Annotated in this window: 16 protein-coding genes and 1 tRNA gene; 4 read left to right on the top strand and 13 right to left on the bottom strand. The window is 66.0% G+C overall.

Translation table 11 applies throughout. From position 1 onward, the window contains the following. Positions 1–18 precede the first annotated feature (18 nt). The 4 genes from Q0Q48_RS13015 to Q0Q48_RS13030 are packed head-to-tail and all read left to right on the top strand — an operon-like array spanning position 19 to position 5,334. Positions 19–1,248: a cyclic nucleotide-gated ion channel gene (locus Q0Q48_RS13015; protein WP_295138195.1), complete on the top strand. Its 1,230-nt coding sequence runs from the start codon at positions 19–21 to the stop codon at positions 1,246–1,248. Next, entirely contained in the window at positions 1,245–2,936 is a 1,692-nt protein-coding gene (locus tag Q0Q48_RS13020; protein WP_295138197.1) for an FAD-dependent oxidoreductase, read from the top strand. The genes Q0Q48_RS13015 and Q0Q48_RS13020 overlap by 4 nt, the downstream gene beginning before the upstream one ends. A gap of 26 nt (positions 2,937–2,962) precedes the next feature. Next, positions 2,963–4,369, top strand: coding sequence for a mannose-1-phosphate guanylyltransferase/mannose-6-phosphate isomerase (locus Q0Q48_RS13025; RefSeq protein WP_295138199.1), 1,407 nt, complete (start codon positions 2,963–2,965; stop codon positions 4,367–4,369). Positions 4,370–4,371: 2 nt separating this feature from the next. Further along, the gene (locus Q0Q48_RS13030; RefSeq protein WP_295138201.1) at positions 4,372–5,334 is read left to right on the top strand and encodes a hypothetical protein; all 963 of its coding nucleotides are present in this window, start codon (positions 4,372–4,374) and stop codon (positions 5,332–5,334) included. Here the strand turns inward: Q0Q48_RS13030 and Q0Q48_RS13035 are convergent. From Q0Q48_RS13035 to gyrA, 13 genes are all read right to left on the bottom strand, one after another. After that, a complete protein-coding gene (locus Q0Q48_RS13035) occupies positions 5,331–6,629 on the bottom strand; it encodes a glycosyltransferase family 2 protein (RefSeq protein WP_295138203.1) in 1,299 nt (432 codons plus the stop codon). The genes Q0Q48_RS13030 and Q0Q48_RS13035 overlap by 4 nt on opposite strands. A 10-nt stretch (positions 6,630–6,639) precedes the next feature. Further along, a complete protein-coding gene (locus tag Q0Q48_RS13040) occupies positions 6,640–7,884 on the bottom strand; it encodes a glycosyltransferase family 2 protein (RefSeq protein ID WP_295138205.1) in 1,245 nt (414 codons plus the stop codon). Between the two features lie 16 nt (positions 7,885–7,900). Then, positions 7,901–8,617 (bottom strand): ATP-binding cassette domain-containing protein, encoded by a 717-nt coding sequence (locus Q0Q48_RS13045; RefSeq protein WP_295138207.1) that lies wholly within the window; start codon positions 8,615–8,617, stop codon positions 7,901–7,903. Positions 8,618–8,619: 2 nt separating this feature from the next. Next, positions 8,620–9,897, bottom strand: coding sequence for an ABC transporter permease (locus Q0Q48_RS13050; protein ID WP_295138209.1), 1,278 nt, complete (start codon positions 9,895–9,897; stop codon positions 8,620–8,622). After that, positions 9,897–10,895, bottom strand: coding sequence for an efflux RND transporter periplasmic adaptor subunit (locus Q0Q48_RS13055; protein ID WP_295138211.1), 999 nt, complete (start codon positions 10,893–10,895; stop codon positions 9,897–9,899). The genes Q0Q48_RS13050 and Q0Q48_RS13055 overlap by 1 nt, the downstream gene beginning before the upstream one ends. 55 nt (positions 10,896–10,950) lie before the next feature. Beyond that, positions 10,951–12,105, bottom strand: a complete 1,155-nt coding sequence (locus tag Q0Q48_RS13060; RefSeq protein ID WP_295138213.1) for a polysaccharide biosynthesis/export family protein — start codon at positions 12,103–12,105, stop codon at positions 10,951–10,953. A 91-nt stretch (positions 12,106–12,196) separates the two neighbouring features. After that, entirely contained in the window at positions 12,197–12,580 is a 384-nt protein-coding gene (locus Q0Q48_RS13065) for an STAS domain-containing protein (protein ID WP_295138215.1), read from the bottom strand. Next, positions 12,577–13,743, bottom strand: a complete 1,167-nt coding sequence (locus Q0Q48_RS13070; RefSeq protein ID WP_295138217.1) for a glycosyltransferase — start codon at positions 13,741–13,743, stop codon at positions 12,577–12,579. Before Q0Q48_RS13070 ends, Q0Q48_RS13065 begins: the two co-directional genes overlap by 4 nt. Positions 13,744–13,748: 5 nt before the next feature. After that, entirely contained in the window at positions 13,749–14,555 is an 807-nt protein-coding gene (locus Q0Q48_RS13075) for an ABC transporter ATP-binding protein (RefSeq protein ID WP_295138219.1), read from the bottom strand. Continuing rightward, a complete protein-coding gene (locus Q0Q48_RS13080; protein WP_295138221.1) occupies positions 14,533–15,375 on the bottom strand; it encodes an ABC transporter permease in 843 nt (280 codons plus the stop codon). The genes Q0Q48_RS13075 and Q0Q48_RS13080 overlap by 23 nt, the downstream gene beginning before the upstream one ends. A 64-nt stretch (positions 15,376–15,439) precedes the next feature. Next, positions 15,440–15,514: transfer RNA gene (locus Q0Q48_RS13085), tRNA-Lys, on the bottom strand. 87 nt (positions 15,515–15,601) lie between these two features. Beyond that, a complete protein-coding gene (gene coaD / locus Q0Q48_RS13090; protein WP_295138223.1) occupies positions 15,602–16,108 on the bottom strand; it encodes a pantetheine-phosphate adenylyltransferase in 507 nt (168 codons plus the stop codon). A gap of 55 nt (positions 16,109–16,163) precedes the next feature. Beyond that, on the bottom strand, positions 16,164–18,938 hold the full coding sequence (gene gyrA, locus Q0Q48_RS13095) for a DNA gyrase subunit A (RefSeq protein WP_295138280.1): 2,775 nt from the start codon (positions 18,936–18,938) through the stop codon (positions 16,164–16,166). Positions 18,939–19,006: the final 68 nt, after the last annotated feature.

The raw sequence follows: 19,006 nt of genomic DNA on the forward strand, positions 1-19,006 counted from the left end.
AGACCGGGCGCAGCCGCGTTGCAATTCGCAGGCCAGCCCGCCTATGGTCGCTCCGTGACGGCCAAAGAAATGACGCTCCGGGCGCAGTTGTACGAACTTCTGCGCCCCAACGACCCCTTGCCGGGGGCCCGCCGCTGGCGGAAGGCCCACCTGTTGATCCTCGCCATCGGACTGCTCGCGGTCATCCTGCTGTCCGTTGATGAATTGTCGCCCCCTCATCGGGTGGTGCTGCGCGGCGCGATCTGGGGTGTGACGCTGTTCTTCCTCGTCGAGTACGTCGCCCGCCTCTGGGTGGCGCCCGAACTGCCCCACATGGCCGACCTGTCTCCCCTTGTGGCGCGGCTGCGCTGGGCCTGCAGCGTGCCCGGCCTGATCGGATTGCTCGCGATCATGCCCGCCATCATGCTGGCAGGGGGGTACAGCATCGCCGGAACCGATGCCGCCTCCGTCTTCTGCATCCTGTGGATACTGAAACTCGGTCTTCATGCGCCGGCATTCGGCACGCTCGCCCGCGTTATCTCCAACGAGCGCGCCCCCATCACCAGCGTACTGATCGTGTTCGCCATCCTGCTGATGTCCGCCGCCACCGGCGCGCACATCGCGGAGCGCGACGGCCAGCCGCAGCAGTTCGGCAGCCTGCCAAACGCAATGTGGTGGTCGGTGGTCACCCTGACGACGACCGGTTACGGCGACGTGGTACCGGTGACACCCGCTGGCCGCATCATTGGCTCGCTGCTGATGATCAGTGGCATCGCAGTGCTGGCCTTGATGACCGGTGTGCTCGCAACGGGCTTCGCGCAGGAGGAGCGGCGACGCGAATATCTCCGCGTCTGGGACCAGGTCACACGCGTTCCGATCTTCGCCTCGCTCGGCACCGTCACCCTGTCCGAGATCGTCGGCAAGTTGCGTACTCGCTACTATCCCGCCCGCGTGACGGTCCTGCGTCGCGGCGATCCAGGCGACTCGATGTTCTTCATCTCGAACGGCGAGGTTGAGGTGCGCCTGCCGACCGGCGGTACGGTTCGCCTGGGCGACGGCGCCTTCTTCGGCGAGATGTCGCTGCTCAACCGGCAGCCTCGCGCCGCAACCATTGCCACGACCACCCCCACGACCCTTTTGGTCCTATACGCCAGCGACTTCTACGAGATCGCCTCCCACATTCCAGCCCTTGCCGAAGCGGTGGAGAACGAGGCCAGACGTCGGCGCGAGGAGAACCTCGAGCGCCAATCCGGGGGAGCGAAGTCATGATCGAAACCGACCTGCTGGTGGTCGGGTCGGGAGCCGCGGGCTTCTCGGCGGCCCTGACGGCCTCTCACGCCGGCCTGGACGTGCTCATGGTCGAGAAGGAGGCGCTGTTCGGCGGCACCACGGCCTACTCGGCAGGCGTGATCTGGATCCCCGGCAACCGTCACGGCCGCGCGCTCGGCATCGCGGATTCGAAGGAAGAGGCGCTCACCTACCTGCAGCACGAAGCTGGGAACCGACTGAACCTCGAACTGGCCAATGCGTTTCTCGACAATTGCAATCCTGCGGTCGAGTTCATCGAGAACAGCACACACGTGCGATACGAGGCCGTGCCGATCTGGGCAGACTATCATCCGACCAAACCGGGCGCCGCCCAGGGCGGGCGTTCGTTGCTGCCTCTCCCATTCGACGGACGGCGACTCGGCAAGCGGTTCCGCCAATTGCGGGCCCCGCTGCGGACCATGATGGCGTTCGGCGGCATGATGCTCGGCCGCAACGACCTGCCCCATGTCTTCAAGATGACGCGCTCCGGCCGCTCTGCCCTCCACGTCGCGGGCATGACGGCACGCTATGCGATCGACCGGCTGAACCACGATCGCGGGACCCGCCTCACCAACGGCAATGGACTGATCGCCGCGCTCGCCCTTTCCGCCGAAGAACGCGGCATCGAGCTCTGGCTCGAGAGCCCGGTCGTCGAGCTGGTCCAGCGCGACGGTGACGTTACCGGCGCGATCGTGCAGCGCGACGGAAAGCGTCGGGAGATCCGGGCGCGACGCGGCGTCGTCCTGGCCTGCGGCGGCTTTCCCGCCGATGACGAACTCAAGAGCCGCTACTACGGCCATGTGCGCGACGGCCATTTCCATCGCTCGGCGCCGCCGCCGGGCAATCGCGGCGACGGGATCCGGCTCGGCCAGTCGGTCGGCGGCGCGATGGCCGAGGACGTTACCTACCCGGCGGCCTGGGTTCCGGTTTCGCTGGTCCCGCAGCCGGACGGATCGACCCTGCCGTTCCCCCATTTCTACGAGCGCGGCAAGCCCGGCTATATCGCCGTCGATCCGACGGGCCGGCGCTTCGCGAACGAATCCGCCTCCTACCACGACTTCGTGCCGGCCATGGTCGAGGCCTGCCGCGGCCGCAGCGATACGAGCGCCTGGCTCCTCTGCGACCACCGCGCGATCCGGCGCTACGGCATGGGCGCCATCGGGCCGGCACCGCTGCCGCTCGGCCCCCACATCCGCAATGGCTACCTGCTGACGGCGGGAAGTTGGCCGGAACTGGCGGCCAGGATCGGGGTTGATTCAGCTACTCTGCAGTCGACGATAGCCCATTTCAACATGCATGCCGCACGCGGCGAAGATCCCGATTTCGGCAAGGGCACCGACTCTTATCACCGCTTCAACGGCGACCCCGCGCACCGCCCCAACCCCTGCCTCGCTCCGCTCGAGCAAGGGCCTTTCTACGCCATGAAAATGGTCCCCGGGGACATCGGCACCTTCCTCGGCCTGCGCGTGGACGGCCATGCCCGGGTCCTCGACGCGGCGGGAGTGCCGATCGGGGGCCTCTATGCCGCGGGAAATGACATGACCAGTGTCATGGGAGGCACCTATCCGGGCGCCGGCATCACCATTGGCCCGGCTCTCACCTTCGGCTATATCGCGGCCCGGCACGCGGCCACAGAAGCCGCCCGCTAAGCCCCTCAGGCAACGAAAGCTCCGCAATGTCGCTCATCACGCCCGTTATCCTCGTCGGAGGCTCCGGCAAGCGCCTGTGGCCACTGTCGCGCGAGAGCATGCCCAAGCAGTTCGTGCCGCTTCTCGGCAAGCAGTCGACCTTCCAGCAGACACTCCTGCGCGTGTCCGACCGCAGCCTGTTCGGCAAGCCCGTGATCGCAACCAACGACGCCTACCGCTTCATGTGCGAGAGCCAGGCGCGGGAGATCGGCGTCGAGATCGACATCCTGGTCGAGCCGTCGCGCCGCGACTCCGGTCCTGCCATGGCGGCCGCGGCCGCCTATACGCGCAGCCTGGGCGCCAAGGCCGTGCTGGCGCTGGCGTCGGACCACCTGGTGATCGGCGCCGATGAATTCCTCGCCGGCTGCCGCGAAGGGCTCGCCGCCGTGGAGAAAGGCGGCATCGTCACCTTCGGCATCCCGCCGACGGAGCCCAAGACCGACTACGGCTACATCCGTCCCGGCAGCGAGACGATCGGCCCTGTGATGAAGGTCGCCGCCTTCGTCGAGAAGCCCAATGCCCAGAAGGCGATGCAGTACATCGCCGAGGGCCTGCTGTGGAACAGCGGCAACTTCCTGTTCGCGCCCGACCTGCTGCTCTCGGAGATGAAGCGCTTCGAGCCGGCCATGGCCGCCGCCGCCGAAGAGGCTGTCGCCAAGGCGAGGAAGACCGACTCGACGGTGTTCCTCGACGCCGCTGCCTTCGGCAAGGCGCCGGCCAAGTCGATCGACTATGCCGTGATGGAACGCACGGACAAGTGCTGGGTCGTGCCCGCCCGTTTCCGATGGTCCGACCTCGGCACCTGGGATGCGCTGCTCGATGTCGGCGATGCCGACAGCGCCGGCAACGTCACCGAAGGGCCGGTCGAGATCGACCATGTGCGCAATTCCTACATCCGTTCGGACGGACCGCTGACTGCGGTGATCGGTGTCGAGGACGTCGTCGTGGTGTCGATGAACGACGCCGTTCTGGTCGGCCATCGCGACAACCTCCCGCGCCTCAAGGACGTGGTGCAGCGCATGTCTGACGGCAAGCACCGCGCCGCGACCGAGCATGCGGTGATGCATCGCCCGTGGGGCAGCTACCAGGACATCGACCGCGGCGAGCGGTTCCGCGCCAAGCGCCTGACGGTCAAGCCCGGCGGCAAGCTCAGCCTGCAGAGCCACAATCGCCGCGCCGAACACTGGGTGGTCGTGAAAGGCATCGCCGAGGTCACGCTCGACGGCAAGGTCATGACGCTGCACGAGAACGAATCGACCTACATTCCGATCGGTGGCGTCCATCGCCTCGCCAATCCGGGCACCGAGCTGCTGGAAGTGGTCGAGGTGCAGACCGGCGACTATGTCGAGGAAGACGACATCGTCCGCTACGAGGACATCTACGCCAGGGTCTGAGCATGCTGTTCGGCGTGCACCACGAGTGGGGCAAGCTACGCGAAGTGGTGATCGGCCTCTCCCCGGCCGAAGATTTTGTCGTCTTTCATGAAGAGTCCTGCCGCTGGCTGACGCCGGAGGGGCTCGAATTCAGTCGCGCCCATACCGGCAAGCGCCTGATCGACATCGACCCCGAATGGGCGCTCCGCATCGAACGTCAGGTCGATGCGCTGGCCGAGTTCGTCGCCCGCGAGGGCGTCACTGTTCATCGTCCTCAGCGGCTGAAGGGCGAGGAGCGCACCTTCCTCGCGCCCAACGGCGAAGGCGCGCAGCTTTTTCCGCGCGACGCCGTGATCGTCGTCGGCAGGCACGTGATCGACGCCTCGCTGCGCCTGAAATGCCGCCAGCGCGAACGCTATGGCCTGCGACCGCTGATCCAGCACGCCGTGCTGGCAAAGGGTGCGCATTGGTCGAGCGTTCCGCTGGGCTCGCCCGGCTGCGTCGACGGCCCCTTCCTAGAGGGCGGCGACACGCTGCTCAACGGCCACGAGATCTATGTCGGCATCTCGGGCTGCGCTTCCGATCTCGCCGGCGCCGACTGGCTGCAGGCCCTGCTGGGCGACGCTTACCGCGTGATCCCGGTTGCCCTGAAGTCGCACGTCCTCCACCTCGACTGCGCAATGGCGCTGATCCAGCCCGGCCTGGTGATCCACTGCCCGCAGAAGCTGATCGACGGCCTGCCGATGTCGTTGCGCGACTGGGACAAGATCGAGGTTTCGCCCGAGGAAGCCACGCTCCTCGCGACCAACGGCCTCGTCCTCGAGCCGGGACGGGTCATCATCGATGCCGACAACCGGCGCGTCATCGACGAGCTGCGCCGGCGCAAGGTCGATGTCATCCCGCTGCCCTTCGATGGCCCAATCCGGCTGGGCGGCGGATTGCGCTGTGCCCACCATCCGCTTCTGCGCGAGAGCGTGCTGAGTTAAGTCCCGCGCTTGGGCGTGCGGTCGAACACGACCGGCTTGGGCTTGCTGAACATCTTCCGGAAGTGCACGCCGAACGAGCGGCCGACGGTTGCCACCTGGCCGCCCACGAAACGCAAGAGCACCACGGCGAACTGGAGTGGCGGGATCTCGCCGCCGCGGATGAAGTTGTGCCCCGCGCGCAGGAAGGTCGTGGCGCAGACCAGCACCCAGGCGACCGTGACGAAAAACAGGGTCAGCAGCAACGGCACGAGTGACGGTGCCAGCAGGCCCGCCAGAAGTCCCGAGACGATACCGACCAGAAGCACCGGCTGGTTGAGCGCCATGCAGAGATGCAGCAGAGCTGCGAGCTTCGACGACAGGGTGATGTCCCGGCTCTTCAGGATTTCCGGGAACATGCGCATCGAGACGTGCCGGAACCCGTCCTGCCAGCGCTGCTGCTGGCGCAGCCAGGTCTTGGTGTCGGCCGGGAGCTCACCCGGCACACCGACACTGGTCAGAAACAGGGCGCGCCAGCCCTTCACCCAGCCGCGATAGGTGAGATCGAGATCCTCGGTGACGGTATCGCCCTTCCAGCCACCGCCGGCGTCAATGGCCGCGCGCTGCCAGATCCCGCAGGTGCCGTTGAAGGGCAGCGGATGGCCGGCCCAGCAGCGCGTCGCCTGCTCGATGCCGAGATGGGCGTCGAGCGTCACCATCTGCATCTCGGTCAGCGCATTCTCATGCGGATTGAGGAAGTCGAAGCGCGCCTGGACGAAGGCGGTCTTCGGCTCGGCGAAGAACGGCCGCATGCAGACGCGCAGGAAGTCGGCCGGCGGGATGTAGTCGACGTCGAAGATCGCGAAGAAATCGTACGGCGTCTGCTGCATCGCCTCGTGCAGCGCGCCGCCCTTGTAGCCGCTGCGGTCGGTACGCTGGTACGCGACCACGTCGAAGCCCTTGGCCCGCAGCTCCGCCGCGACCTGGCGGACCATCTCCGCCGTCTCGTCGGTGCTGTCGTCGAGGAGCTGGATGTGCAGCTTGTCGCGCGGCCAGTCGAGCGCCGCCGCCGCCTCGGCACCGCGGCGCACCACCGGCCCCTCGTTGAACGACGGGATCTGCACCACGACATGCGGCAGGTCGGCGTCGGCCGGCAGCGGGGTCGACAGCAGGATCTCCTCGCGACGCAGGCCGCTAGCCTTCAGGCGATGATGCAGCACCACCATGTAGAGCAGGCTGCCGATGAAGGCGGCAAGCAATACGCAGCAGACCGCGAACACGGCGCCGAACAGGAGAGCCAGGGTGGCGAGGATGGCCATCGACGCTGCCTCAGACGCCCGTCTTGGGCGTGCGGTTGAACTCGGTCTTCTTGCCGAAGCCGGCGCTGACGATCGCGGTGGCGTTGGCGACGGCGAGATATACGATCAGTGCAGGCACGCTGGCAGCCGTGACCAAGTAGCGCGCCGTGCCGCCGCGCTTCAGGCGCTGGTAGGCGCCCCAGGTCATGCCGAACAGCACGGCCAGCATGCCGATCAGCCACAGCCAGAGGCCGAAGCTGAAAAGCCCCAGCAGCCGGCCATGGCCGACGATCGAGATGATCAGCGCCACGACGCCGACGACCAGCAGCGGGAAGATGAGCTGTTGGGCGAGCGCCACGGTGGTGGTGAGCTTTGCCTCGGTCGGCCAGGCCGATTTCCAGATCGGCCCCAGGAGCTTGCGGGCGACCTGCACGAAGCCCTTCGACCAGCGGCTCTGCTGGGCGCTGAAATCCTCGACCTTCTGCGGCAGCTCGCCGACCACGTGGGTGTCCATCAGGAACACGCCGGTCCAGCCCTTCAGGTAGGTCCGCAGGACCAGGTCGAGATCTTCGGACAGCGTATCGTGCGACCAGCCGCCCGCCTCTTCGACGGCGGCGCGGCGCCAGATGCCGCCGGTGCCGTTGAACTGGAACGGCACGCCGCGCCGGGCGCGGACGTCCTGCTCCACGGCGAAGTGCGCGTCCTGCATGAGGCGCTGGGCGCGCGTCAGCCAGTTGCGCTCGCCGTTGCCCCACTCGATCCGGGTCTGCACGAAGGCGGCCCGCGGATTGGCCAGCATCGCGCTCATCGCCTGCTTCAGCCAGTCCGGCGGAGGCACGAAATCGGCATCGAACACCGCAATGTAGGGCGCATCGTCGAGGGCGAGCCCCGCCGCCAGCGCCCCGGCCTTGAAGCCGCCGCGGTCGCTGCGACGGACGTGATGGGCATCGATGCCGGCCTTGCGCAGGCGGGCGATGGCGTGGGCAGCGATATCCGACGTGATGTCGTTGCTGTCGTCGAGGAGCTGGATGGTGAGGCGGTCACGCGGCCAGTCGAGGGCGCCCATGGCGGCCATCGAGCGCTCCACCACCAGCGGCTCGTTATAGACTGGCACCTGCACCAGCACGCGCGGCAACGTCTCTGGCAAAGACGGCGCCGGGCTCTCGTCGCGCGGCAGTTCGAACAACCAGTAGACCAGGTAGAGGAAATAGCCCGCGATGGCGAACTGTGCCGCGAGGCACAGGAACACGAGGAGGTCGATCAGGAAGAGCAGCATGCCGGGGCCGCCGCGCTCAATGGTAGTGAATGGGGACTTCGAAGCAGCGGCCGTCCTCGATATGGAGGCGGCGCGAGGCAACGTCGAAGATGCGTTCGTCGTGGGTCGACAGGACCACGGCGCACTTGGCGCGCATCGAGAGATCCTTGAGCTGGTCGACCACCAGCCGTCCCGACACGCGGTCGAGCGCCGAGGTCGGCTCGTCGGCGATGATGAGGTCGGGCAGGCCGATCATGGTGCGGGCGATGGCGACACGCTGCTGCTGGCCGCCCGACAGCTCGTCGGGCCAGGCCGATGCCTTGTCGCCGAGGCCGAGCAGGCCGAGCAGATGCCGTGCCCGCGGCTCGTCCCAGGCGGGGTCGGCGAGCGGCGTCGTCGACACGCCGGCGATCACGTTCTGCAAGGCCGTCAGCGAGGACAGGAGATTGCGCTTCTGGAACAGGAAGCGGATGCGGTTGCGCAGGACATCGAGGTCCGAACCGCCCAGACCCACGATATCGGTGCCAAGCAGCCGCAGCTTGCCCTCGGAGGGCTTGCGCATGGTCCCGAGGATGGTGAGCAGCGTCGTCTTGCCCGAGCCCGACGGGCCGGTGACGATCACCAGTTCGCCCTCGCGGACCTGCATGTTGATGTCGAACAGCACGTCCACCCGCTGCGGCCCCTCGCCATAGTGGTGATGAACGTCGACGGCCTCGACGACCGCCGGTCCGAACCCCTGTGCGTCGGCTGTCATGATCACTCGAACAGCATGATCGGATCGACCCGCCAGAGCCGCCGGATGGCGAACAGGCTGGAGACCAGGGTCATGATCAGGCACGCGATCAGGGCCACGACCATCTCGCGCAGGCCCATCGACATGCCGAGATGCATGGCCGCCTCCGTGGCGCCGTAGACGAAGCGCCCGAGCGTGAACGCCACGAGGAAGGCCGGCGTGATGATGGCGGCGCCGATCTGGGCGATCATGAACAGAAAGAACCACCAGTCGTAGCCCAGACTCTTCAGGATGGCGTATTCGGGCAGGTAGAAGCGGATGATCTGGTACTGGGCATAGTAGATGAAGACCATGCCGATCATCACGCCCATCACGAAGCCCAGGTCGGTGATGTAGCCGACCGGGGTCTCGCGCGACCAGTAGGTGCGCTCGCGCCTCTCGAAGTCGCGCAGGGTCACGACCTCGCCGCGTCCGGCCAGGGCGGTATTGAGCTCCTGGCGAACCTTTTCGACGTTGGAGCCCTTGGCGAGCTGGATCGCGATGAAGGCCGGCCGGTCCGACCACCATGAGCCGAACACTTCGGCCATCGTCTCCTCGGACATGATGATCGAGCCGTCGTTCAGCACGTTGGGGCCGAGCGCGAAGGAGCCGACCACGAAAAGCTGCCGCAGCAGGCCGCGCGTATCGGGCGGGCCAAGAACCTGGAACTCCGGCTTCCCGGGCCCCACCTGGTCGGCAAGATCACCGAAATACGGTCTCGACTCCCGGTCGTAGAGCAGCCGCCGGGCCTCGCGAAGGCGATAGAGGTTCTCGCGCAGACCGGGCACGTCGATGGCAGGCCGCTCCACGTCGACGGCGTACCAGGCGATGCGGCGGCTTCCTTCCATGCCCTTGTGGGTGATCGACATGACGCCGAACCAGAAGGGCAGTGTATTCGTCACCGCCGGATTGGCAGACAGGACGTCCATCATCGAAGCCGGCACTTCGGCATGAAGCTGCAGCGACTTGAAGCCGTAGGGAACCAGTACAAGGTCACCAACCACCGAGCGGTGAAGCCGGATGGCCGAGTCATAAACGGCGCGCTCGATGCCGAGCTGGGCGAAGATCACCAGCAGGCTCGCGGTGACGCCGGCGAGCGACAGAAGCGTGCTGGTCCGCTGCCGCTTGAGCTGCTGGGAGCCCAGCGGCATGCGCGTGGCGGTGACCGCTGCCGCCCGCAGCCGCGCCAGCGAGAAGCCCGTCCACCAGTTGAACCAGCGCCGCGGCCGCAGCGGCGGATTGCCTGGCAGCGTGACAGCCATCAGAGAAAGGTGACGCGCGTCTCGCGGCCCAGGACCTGGGGCATGCTGGACGGGTCGTCGAGCTGGATCTCGACCTGAACCACGCGCGCGTCGGTGGAGGAGCCGCCATCGGGCTCCATGCGCTGCATGCGCTTTACCGTCGGCGCGACGCGGGAGATCGTGCCCATGTAAACGGTCGGACTGCCGCGAAAGGTCACCTCGACCTTGCCACCGGTCGCGATGCGGCCGACATTCAGTTCGTCCACGTCGGCGAGCACACGCAGTTGCGACAGGTCGACGATCTTCGCGATGCCGTTCTGGGACACGCGCTCGCCCTGGCGCGAATAGATCTGAATGACGATGCCGTCGAGCGGCGAACGCACCAGCGCCTGCTCGCGCGTATTCCGGGCATTGTCCAGCTTGGCCTTGATGATGGAAATATCCGTGTCGATCTGCTGCAGGTCGGTCTGCAGCGTCTCCTTCATGACACGCAGCTTGGCCTGCTCCCGCTCGAGACTCTGCTGGGAAATGCTCTGTTCGAGTTGCTTCTGGTCCGGCGGCTTGCCGGAACGCTGCATCTCGAGGTTCTTGAGCTTGACCTCTTCGGCCGCCGACTTGACCATGACTTCCTGCATGGCGATCTCGGCCATGCGGTAGCCACTGACCATCGCCTCGCGGGCGCGCTCTGTCTTCGCAAGCTCCGCCTCCGACGTGCGAACGGCAATGTCGGCCTTGGGATAGTTCGACAGGACAGCGATGACTTCGTCGCGCTTGACCTTCTGGCCGTCGGTAACCCGAAGCTCGATCAGCACACCGCCGCCAGCCGGGTCACCGGCAATGAGGGCCGTGCCCGCAGGCGCGTCCGTGTAGCCGCGCGAAATCAGCGGCGGCAACGGACGGGGACCATCCTGGGCACTGCTGGTCTGCCGGCTGGGCGTCATCCACAGGACCAAGGCCGCGCCGACGAGCAGCGCGACCAGTCCTGCGGCGCTCCAAGTGAACTTTCTTACCTGCGCCATAACAAATAGTACCAGAAAACCCTTGGGGACGCTGCCCCTAGTTGAAGGTTCGGCGTCAGAAGCCGGTCGTCAGAACATTGCCGCGCGCCACGCCCACGATCGAGAAGGTGCGATAGAGTGATGTCAAAATCTTGTCGTACTCGTAGAGCGGGGCGTTCGTGATGTAGACGACGTCTTTCGGCAGCACCGGAAACTGCTGCGCAATGAAAATGGACACTGGCTGATAAAGGTCAAGGCGGAAAACCCGCCCCCGGGCCGTGGGATTATTCTGCAAATCCCCCATTCTGAACACATAAACGCCCGTTTTATTCGCGCGAGTATCGTTCAGGCCTCCGACCGTCCCCATTGCCTCGAGCAGGCTGATGGAGTGCTTGGACATGTCGACGTTGCCCGCCTTCACGACGGCGCCCAGGACGGTGAATACGCGCGGATTGGGGCGCACCACGATCTCGTCGTTCTTCTGGAGGCCGATATCGCCGCCGGCAAGCAGATCGGAATACTGCGACTGCAGGATGATCTGGCCGTTGCGGCGAACGACGACCTCAAACTGATTGGCACCCACGCCGTTGGGGGCCTGCCCGCCGATGCCGGCCGGACCGCCGGCCTTGTTGATCGCCTCCACCACCGAGCGCACTCCCTCGAGCAGAGAGATTCGCCCGGGGTTCCTGACGTCGCCCGATACCATCACGGTGTGGGTCCGGTCGGCGACGAATTCGACGATGACCTGCGGATCCTGCGCCTTGCCGGAAGCTGCCACCTGCTGGGCGATCTTCTTCTCGATCTGGCCGAGATCGAGCCCCGCCACCTTGATCGTGCCGACGAACGGCACGTTGACGGTTCCGTCATCGGTGACCCGCTGGACGCCGAAGTCGGCTCCCGGCCGCTGGATCGTCGGGAAGATGCTACCCTCGTAAGGCTCGAAGATGCGCACCTTGATGGCGTCGCCGGGCGCCACGGCGACCCGGCCGCCGGCGGGAAGATTGCTCACCACCGAGGGACGGTCGACGGGAGGGGGCTGGCGGTAATTGGCAATGGTCGTCGGCGTGAGGTCGATCACGTCGAAAGGCAAGGCATCGGTCGTGGTCGTGGCCGCGCCCCCCATCCAGGGTCCGTCGCCAGGCATCGCGGTGCAGGCCGCCAAGCCAACAACCAGGCCGAGGACAATGGCGGTAGGTCGCGCGGCGGCGCGCAGCCAGCTCCAGATTGTCAAATCCCGATCTCCGTCCGGAACTGTCGCGATCGATGCCGCGCCTCGTCCCAACTCATTGATACTTCGATACTTCACTCAGCCCAAGCTGTAGTTAACCCGCGGTGCCGCGCGGGTGCAAGCTTTCCCCGGCGGCGAGCCGTGGTTCCGCCTCAAGTCTAGCCGCGGCCTGCTCGACTGTCCCGGCGATCTCGAGCAATTCCGAGAAGCCGCTGACCAGAAGACAATCCCAGGCGGCGCCGGCGAACCGGCAGAAAACGATTCGGGCTCCCACGTTCGCCGCCTGATGCAGGACGGACGCGAAGGTACGGACGCCGGCGGCGCTCATGTAGGCGACCTCGCTGCCATCGACGATCACGCGCGCGCCCGGCCGAAGGGCCGCCAGCAGCATCCCCTCGATAGCCGTCACGGTCACGGAATCGACCTTGGCCGGCAGCATCACGGTGGAAATCGGCTGCTTTCTGTTCATGCTACTCATACGGACTTCCCGGATGCGGCATCCCTTTGCCTGTCCTCGCCGGCCACCTGGCGATCCCGCCATTGCCCGCCCAGATCGCTACCACGCCAATAGATGCTCCGGCCCACTAGGGCATTCACGATCAGCACCGGAGCCAGAGCCTCGCGAACCAGTGCGGCCGCCGCCGCGCGCAATCCGAAGGACAGGCCGCGGCCCGTCATGAACCATCGCTCGGCCAGCAGCCATGCGACGGTATGGAGGACCAGGGCGACGGCGACCAGGGTCGCGTTCGCCCCCGAACAGACGAGAGCGCCGGCGCCGGCCAGGCCCGTGACCGCCCAGCCGATCGCAGGCTCCCACAGCACCAGCGGCCAGACCGGCAGCCGCAGCCGCGTTCGTGCCCAGCGGACCTGGCGTCGCCACACGGTCTGCCAGGACCGCTCGCCAAGCGGCAGGCGCAGCATGAGCTCGCCCAGATGCGTGGAAAGGCCGAGAGCGCGTACCGAACGCACGACCGAATAATCGTCGGCGATCCAGCGGTTGAAGCCCCGCCAGTTGCCGATGCGCTGAAGCGTCTCGTGCGTCATCAGCGTGACCCCGCCTGACGCCACGGCGAGCCCCAGCCGGTCGGCGGCGAACAGGAACCTCGCCTGGTGGCCGTCGATGTAGGCGCGCTCGATCTCGGCGGCGAAGTTTGCGGGCGCTTCCGCCGCCTTGAGCGCGAGCACAAGCCCTGCTCCCTCGGCCAGGGGCGCAGCCGCACGGCGCAGCTCGTCGAGGCTGAGCTGGATGCCGGCATCGCACAGCCCCACGACCGGACGGCTCGCCGCCTCCAGCCCCTTGCGGACATTGTTCATCTTCGGGTTGAAGGTGTCGTCCTGGCCGACGAGGATCGGCGCCTCGGGCCAATGGGCCCTGACCGGCGCCACGGCGCCATCGTCCGCGTGAGCCACGCAGATCAGCACCTCGACGCCGGCCTCTGCCAGCCGCCGAAGCGCCTGCACGTACACCGCCGTCGCGTCCTCGGCGCCCGCCATTGGCGCCACGATGCTGAAATCACTCGCCCGATGGCTGGCGGCGAAATTCCGCCGGGGCTTACGCGCCAGCGCGGCACTCGCCCACTGGATCGCCGAACCGAACGACCACCAGCCGAAGCCGAGCCACGCCAGGGTCCCCGGCTCCATCAGGCCTACTCGCCCGCAGCGACCTGCTTGGCGTTTCCGGAAGAGAAGCGCTGGACGTCGTCCTTCTCGACCAGCAGGGCGCGATGATAGGAGCGGATGACGTCGTTGGGATCGCCCTCCTCGCGGATGCGTCCTTCCTCGATCCAGATGGCGCGCGTGCACAGGCGGCGCACCTCGGCCATGGAATGTGAGACGAAGAGCAGCGTTCCCGTCTTGCGGAAATTGTCGATCCAGTCGAGGCACTTGCGCTGGAAAGCGGCGTCACCCACCGACAACGCCTCGTCGACCACCAGGATGTCGGCCTCGACGTGCGCACAGATCGAGAAGGCAAGGCGCGTGCGCATGCCCATCGAATAATGCTTCACCGGCTGGTCCATGTACTCGCCGATGCCGGCGAACTCGGCAATCGAATCGAACTTGCGCAGGACCTCGCTACGCTTGAGCCCGAGCACCGCGCCGCCGATCAGGACGTTCTCGCGGCCCGACAGCTCCATGTCGAAGGTCGAGCCGAGCGCCAGCACCGGCGCAATGCGACCGTTGACCCGAAGTTCGCCATGGCTCGGCAGGGTCATGCCACAGACCACCTGCAGCAAGGTGGACTTGCCGCAGCCATTACGGCCGAGAATGCCGATGCTCTCGCCCTTCTTCACCTCGAGGCTGATGTCGCGCAGCACCCAGAACGGCTTGAAGTACGCTTTCCACCAGCCGAACAGGACCTGTTTCAGCCAGTCATTGCGGTGGGCGTAGAGCTGGAAGGCCTTGCCGAGGTTTTTCGCCTCGACGACGACCTCAGAGGACGTCGACGATGACATTCCGATACCTGTCGAAGAACCAGTAGCCGAAATAGAAGCTGAACAGCGAAATAAACAATGTCCAACCGTAGAGGATCATGTTGGGCAATCTGCCCCCCAGCACCAAGTCGCGCAGAATTTCGACAAAGCAAACCAGCGCATTGCCATACATCCAAAAATCGTAGGGCGGCGGCACCATCGACGGCAGATAGAAAATCGGCGTCGCGAACATGAAAAGAGGCACGATCGTGATCATCAGATAGCCGGCATCGCGCGTGAATGCTCCGAGAGCCGCCAGGAACCATGACATGCCGATCAAGAACGCCATGAACGGGACGAAAATGAACGGCAGCAACAGCACCGTCACGGGCAGCTCGCCAATTACCGCCAATTGGAACAGCAGCATCACCCCCAAGGAGATCAGCGTATAGGCCGTGGCGCGCAGCGTCGAAATCACCGCCAGCATGTCGCTGGGAAAGATCGTCTGCTTGATGAAATGGGTGTACTCGTGCAGCAGCATCGGTGCACGAAACGCCATCTCTGAGAAGAAATTGAAGATGATGAGGCCGCCGAAGATGAATAGGGCGTAACCGGCCTGGCTCTTGGCCAGATTCTCGGGCAGCGGCAGAGTCAGGGCCGTGCTGAACACCAAGGAATAGACGGCGATCATCAGCAAGGGGGCGATGATCGCCCAGATCCATCCGGCGATCGACCCCTTGAAGCGCTCGCGAACCTCGCGCCGCAGGATGGCGGCGATCAGGTCGCGATGCTGCGACATGCGGACGAACGGCTTCACGATGAAGCTGAAGAGGCGCTCGATCGGACCGAGGTTCTCGACCACGATCTGCTTGCCGTTGACGACTTTCACCGACGGCATGAGCCGCTCTTCTCCTTCTTGGGTCCAGTGGTGAGCCCGGTGGGGTACGATCCCACGACCCTCTGATTAAAAGTCAGATGCTCTACCGCTGAGCTACGGGCTCTTTCCGGTTCCGCGCCGCGGGCTTCTTCGCCGCGCGGCGCCCATATAAAGTGCGGGGGGCCGATGGTCAACGCGGCCTCCCCCGGCCTCATTTCTTCCCGAATTTGGCCTTCAGGCGCTCGAATACCTTCTTGGACACGAATTGCGACGTGTCGCCGCCCAGGCGGGCAATATCCTTCACCAGGGACGAGGCAATGAACTGGTGCCGGTCGGAGGCCATCAGGAAGATGGTTTCGATCGAAGGCTCCATGCGCGCATTCATGTTGGCCATTTGGATCTCGTACTCGAAGTCCGAGACGGCCCGCAGCCCGCGGATGATGACCGATGCCTTCACGTCGCGCGCAAAGTGGATCAGCAGCCCCTCGAACGGCACCACCGTGATGCGATCGCGGTCGGCCTGTGGAAAATCCGCGATGTCCTCGTTGATGATGTCGATCCGCTCCTCGAGCGAGAACAGCGGCCCCTTGCCCACGTTGATGTGCGGCCCGATCACCAGCCTGTCGACGAGCCGCAGCGAGCGCCGCACCACTTCCATGTGCCCGCTCGTGATGGGATCGAACGTGCCCGGATAAACCCCGGTGCGTTCTACGGCCATGTCTCCCCCTTGTTCGCAGACTGCGACGGCGAAGTCTTAGCGACACGACCGATCCTTATCCACCGCTAGTTTCGGAACTTGGCTCGGAACCGGCATCGCCGTTGCCGCTCCCGTTTCCGTTTCCGTCATCGTCCTCGCCGATGCGTACCGCCGTGACGACGCGCTCGCCCTCGCTCACGTTGACGATGCGCACGCCGCGCGTTGCCCGTCCCGCGATGCGAATTCCATCCACCGGGCAGCGGATCAGGGTGCCGCCGTCGGTGACCAGCATGATCTCGTCGGTACCGCGGACGGGAAGAGCCGCGACGATCTCGCCGCCCCTGGCGAGGCTCATGAGTTCGACGCCCTTACCGCCGCGACCGGTCACCCGATACTCGAATGCCGAGGTACGCTTGCCGAAACCCGACGACGCCACGGTGAGCACGAACTCCTCCATGGCTTGCAGCTCGGCAAAGCGCTCCGGTGAAAGCGTCGTGGCTGGCGTCGCCGCCTCCTCGCCGGTGGAGGGTTCCTCCTCCGCCGTCTCGCCGGCGTCCACCGCGTTCTCGGCTTGGCGCAGTGCCCGCGACTGGCGCAGGTAGGCGTCGCGATCCTCGGTCGGAATGCCCTTGCCGCCGTCGACCAGCGACATCGAGATCACCTCGTCGCCCTCGGCCAGCGCGATGCCGCGCACACCGGTCGAATTGCGGCTGGCGAAGACACGCACGGTCGAGACCGGGAAACGCATGGCGCGGCCCTGGCGCGTCGCCAGCAGAACGTCCTGCTCTTCGGAGCAGACGCTGACGCCGATCAGACGATCGCCCGTATCCTCACCCTCGAACTTCATGGCGATCTTGCCGCCCTGATTGACGCTGGTGAAATCGCTGAGCTCGTTGCGTCGCACGCCGCCGCGCGCCGTAGCGAACATGACGTTCAGCGTCGACCAGCTCGCCTCGTCCTCCGGCATCGGCATGACGGCGCTGATCGTCTCGCCTTCGCTGAGAGGCAGCAGGTTCACGAATGCCTTGCCACGCGCCTGCGGAGCGCCGAGCGGCAGGCGCCAGACCTTGAGCTTGTAGACGATGCCGCGGCTGGAGAAGAACAGCACCGGCGTATGCGTGTTGGCCACGAACAGGCTCGACACGAAATCGTCCTCGCGCGTCGCCATGCCGGACCGGCCCTTGCCGCCTCGGCGCTGCGCCCGGTAGGCCGACACCGGCACCCGCTTGACGTAACCGCCATGGGTCACCGTCACGACCATGTCCTCGCGCTGGATCAGGTCCTCGACGTCTTGCTCGAACTCGTTGTCGACGATCTGCGTGCGCCGCGGTGTGGCGTACTTATCCTTGATCGCGCGGAGCTCCTCGCCCATCAGCGCGAACAGCTTGTCGCGGTCGCCCAGGAGTTCGAGATAGCCCTCGATCAGCTTCGCGACCTCGGTCAGCTCCTCGGCGATCTTGTCGCGCTCCAGGCCGGTCAGGCGCTGCAGCCGCAGATCGAGAATCGCGCGGGCCTGCGCCTCGGAGAGCCGGTAGGTACCTTCGGCGGACACTTCGCGGCCAGGCTCGGCGATCAGGTCGATCAGGGGCTTCACGTCGACGGCCGGCCAATCCTTGGCCATCAAGCGCTCGCGCGCCACGTTCGGATCGGGCGAGCGGCGGATCATCTCGATCACTTCGTCGATGTTGGCGACGGCGATCGCGAGACCGACCAGCACATGGGCGCGGTCGCGCGCATGGTTGAGTTCGAAGCGGGTGCGCCGGGTAATGACCTCGGCCCGGAAGCGGATGAAGGCCTCGAGCAGCTCCTTGAGGCTCATCAGCTTCGGGCGGCCGCCGTCCAGCGCGAGAGCGTTGACGCTGAAGGTCGTCTGCAACGGCGTGAAGCGATAGAGCTGGTTGAGCACGATGTCGGCCATGGCGTCGCGCTTCAGGTCGATGACCAGCCGCACCCCGTCCTTGTCACTCTCGTCGCGAATCTCGGAAACGCCCTCGACCTTTTTGTCGCGCACCACCTCGGCGATGCGCTCGTGCAGCCGCGCCTTGTTTTCCTGGTAGGGAATCTCGGTGACGACGATCGATTCGCGGCCGCCGGACTTCTGCTCGACGGACGTCTTGGCCCGCATGACCAGCGAGCCGCGGCCAAGCTCGAAAGCGGCCCGGATGCCGTTGCGGCCAAGGATGATGCCGCCAGTCGGAAAATCCGGACCCGGCACGTATTCCACGAGCTGCGGCACGGTCAGCTCCGGATTGGCGATCAGCGCCAGGCAGGCATCGATCAGCTCGCCGAGATTGTGCGGCGGGATGTTGGTCGCCATGCCCACCGCAATGCCGCCGGCGCCGTTGGCCAGCAGGTTCGGGTAGGCCGCCGGCAGCACGGTCGGCTCATTCTCGCGCTCGTCGTAGTTTGGCTGAAACTCGACGGTATCCTTGTTGATGTCCTCGAGCAGCGTCTCCGCCACCGTGGCCAGACGCGCCTCGGTGTAACGCATCGCGGCCGGCGGATCGCCATCCATGGAACCGAAGTTGCCCTGCCCCGAGATCAGCGGCAGGCGCATCGAGAAGTCCTGCGCCATGCGCACCATGGCATCGTAGATCGCGCTGTCGCCGTGCGGGTGATATTTGCCCATCACGTCGCCGACGATGCGCGCCGACTTGCGGAAGGGACGCGAGGAATCGTAGCCGCCCTCCTTCATCGCGAAGAGGATGCGGCGCTGCACCGGCTTCAGGCCGTCGCGCGCATCAGGCAGCGCACGCGACACGATCACGCTCATGGCGTAATCGAGGTAGGAGCGGCGCATCTCCTCTTCGATCGTGATCAGGGCGATATCGTGCGGCGAGGGCTGAGGCAGAGGCGCGTCGGGGGGCGGCGGCGCCGGCGGAAGGGTCGTATCGTCGCTCACGGAGACCTGGGATTTTT

The sequence above is a fragment of the uncultured Reyranella sp. genome (genome assembly GCF_945957355.1).
In the GTDB taxonomy this organism is placed as follows: domain Bacteria; phylum Pseudomonadota; class Alphaproteobacteria; order Reyranellales; family Reyranellaceae; genus Reyranella.

What these genes read in the sequence shown, in the direction of transcription:
- Q0Q48_RS13055 (WP_295138211.1), bottom strand. Translation starts at nt 10,895, where the DNA reads ATGGCGCAGGTAAGAAAGTTCACTTGGAGCGCCGCAGGACTGGTCGCG.
- Q0Q48_RS13070 (WP_295138217.1), bottom strand. Translation starts at nt 13,743, where the DNA reads ATGGAGCCGGGGACCCTGGCGTGGCTCGGCTTCGGCTGGTGGTCGTTC.
- Q0Q48_RS13025 (WP_295138199.1), top strand. Translation starts at nt 2,963, where the DNA reads ATGTCGCTCATCACGCCCGTTATCCTCGTCGGAGGCTCCGGCAAGCGC.
- Q0Q48_RS13035 (WP_295138203.1), bottom strand. Translation starts at nt 6,629, where the DNA reads ATGGCCATCCTCGCCACCCTGGCTCTCCTGTTCGGCGCCGTGTTCGCG.
- Q0Q48_RS13075 (WP_295138219.1), bottom strand. Translation starts at nt 14,555, where the DNA reads ATGTCATCGTCGACGTCCTCTGAGGTCGTCGTCGAGGCGAAAAACCTC.
- Q0Q48_RS13065 (WP_295138215.1), bottom strand. Translation starts at nt 12,580, where the DNA reads ATGAGTAGCATGAACAGAAAGCAGCCGATTTCCACCGTGATGCTGCCG.
- Q0Q48_RS13030 (WP_295138201.1), top strand. Translation starts at nt 4,372, where the DNA reads ATGCTGTTCGGCGTGCACCACGAGTGGGGCAAGCTACGCGAAGTGGTG.
- Q0Q48_RS13050 (WP_295138209.1), bottom strand. Translation starts at nt 9,897, where the DNA reads ATGGCTGTCACGCTGCCAGGCAATCCGCCGCTGCGGCCGCGGCGCTGG.
- Q0Q48_RS13020 (WP_295138197.1), top strand. Translation starts at nt 1,245, where the DNA reads ATGATCGAAACCGACCTGCTGGTGGTCGGGTCGGGAGCCGCGGGCTTC.
- Q0Q48_RS13040 (WP_295138205.1), bottom strand. Translation starts at nt 7,884, where the DNA reads ATGCTGCTCTTCCTGATCGACCTCCTCGTGTTCCTGTGCCTCGCGGCA.
- coaD (WP_295138223.1), bottom strand. Translation starts at nt 16,108, where the DNA reads ATGGCCGTAGAACGCACCGGGGTTTATCCGGGCACGTTCGATCCCATC.
- Q0Q48_RS13045 (WP_295138207.1), bottom strand. Translation starts at nt 8,617, where the DNA reads ATGACAGCCGACGCACAGGGGTTCGGACCGGCGGTCGTCGAGGCCGTC.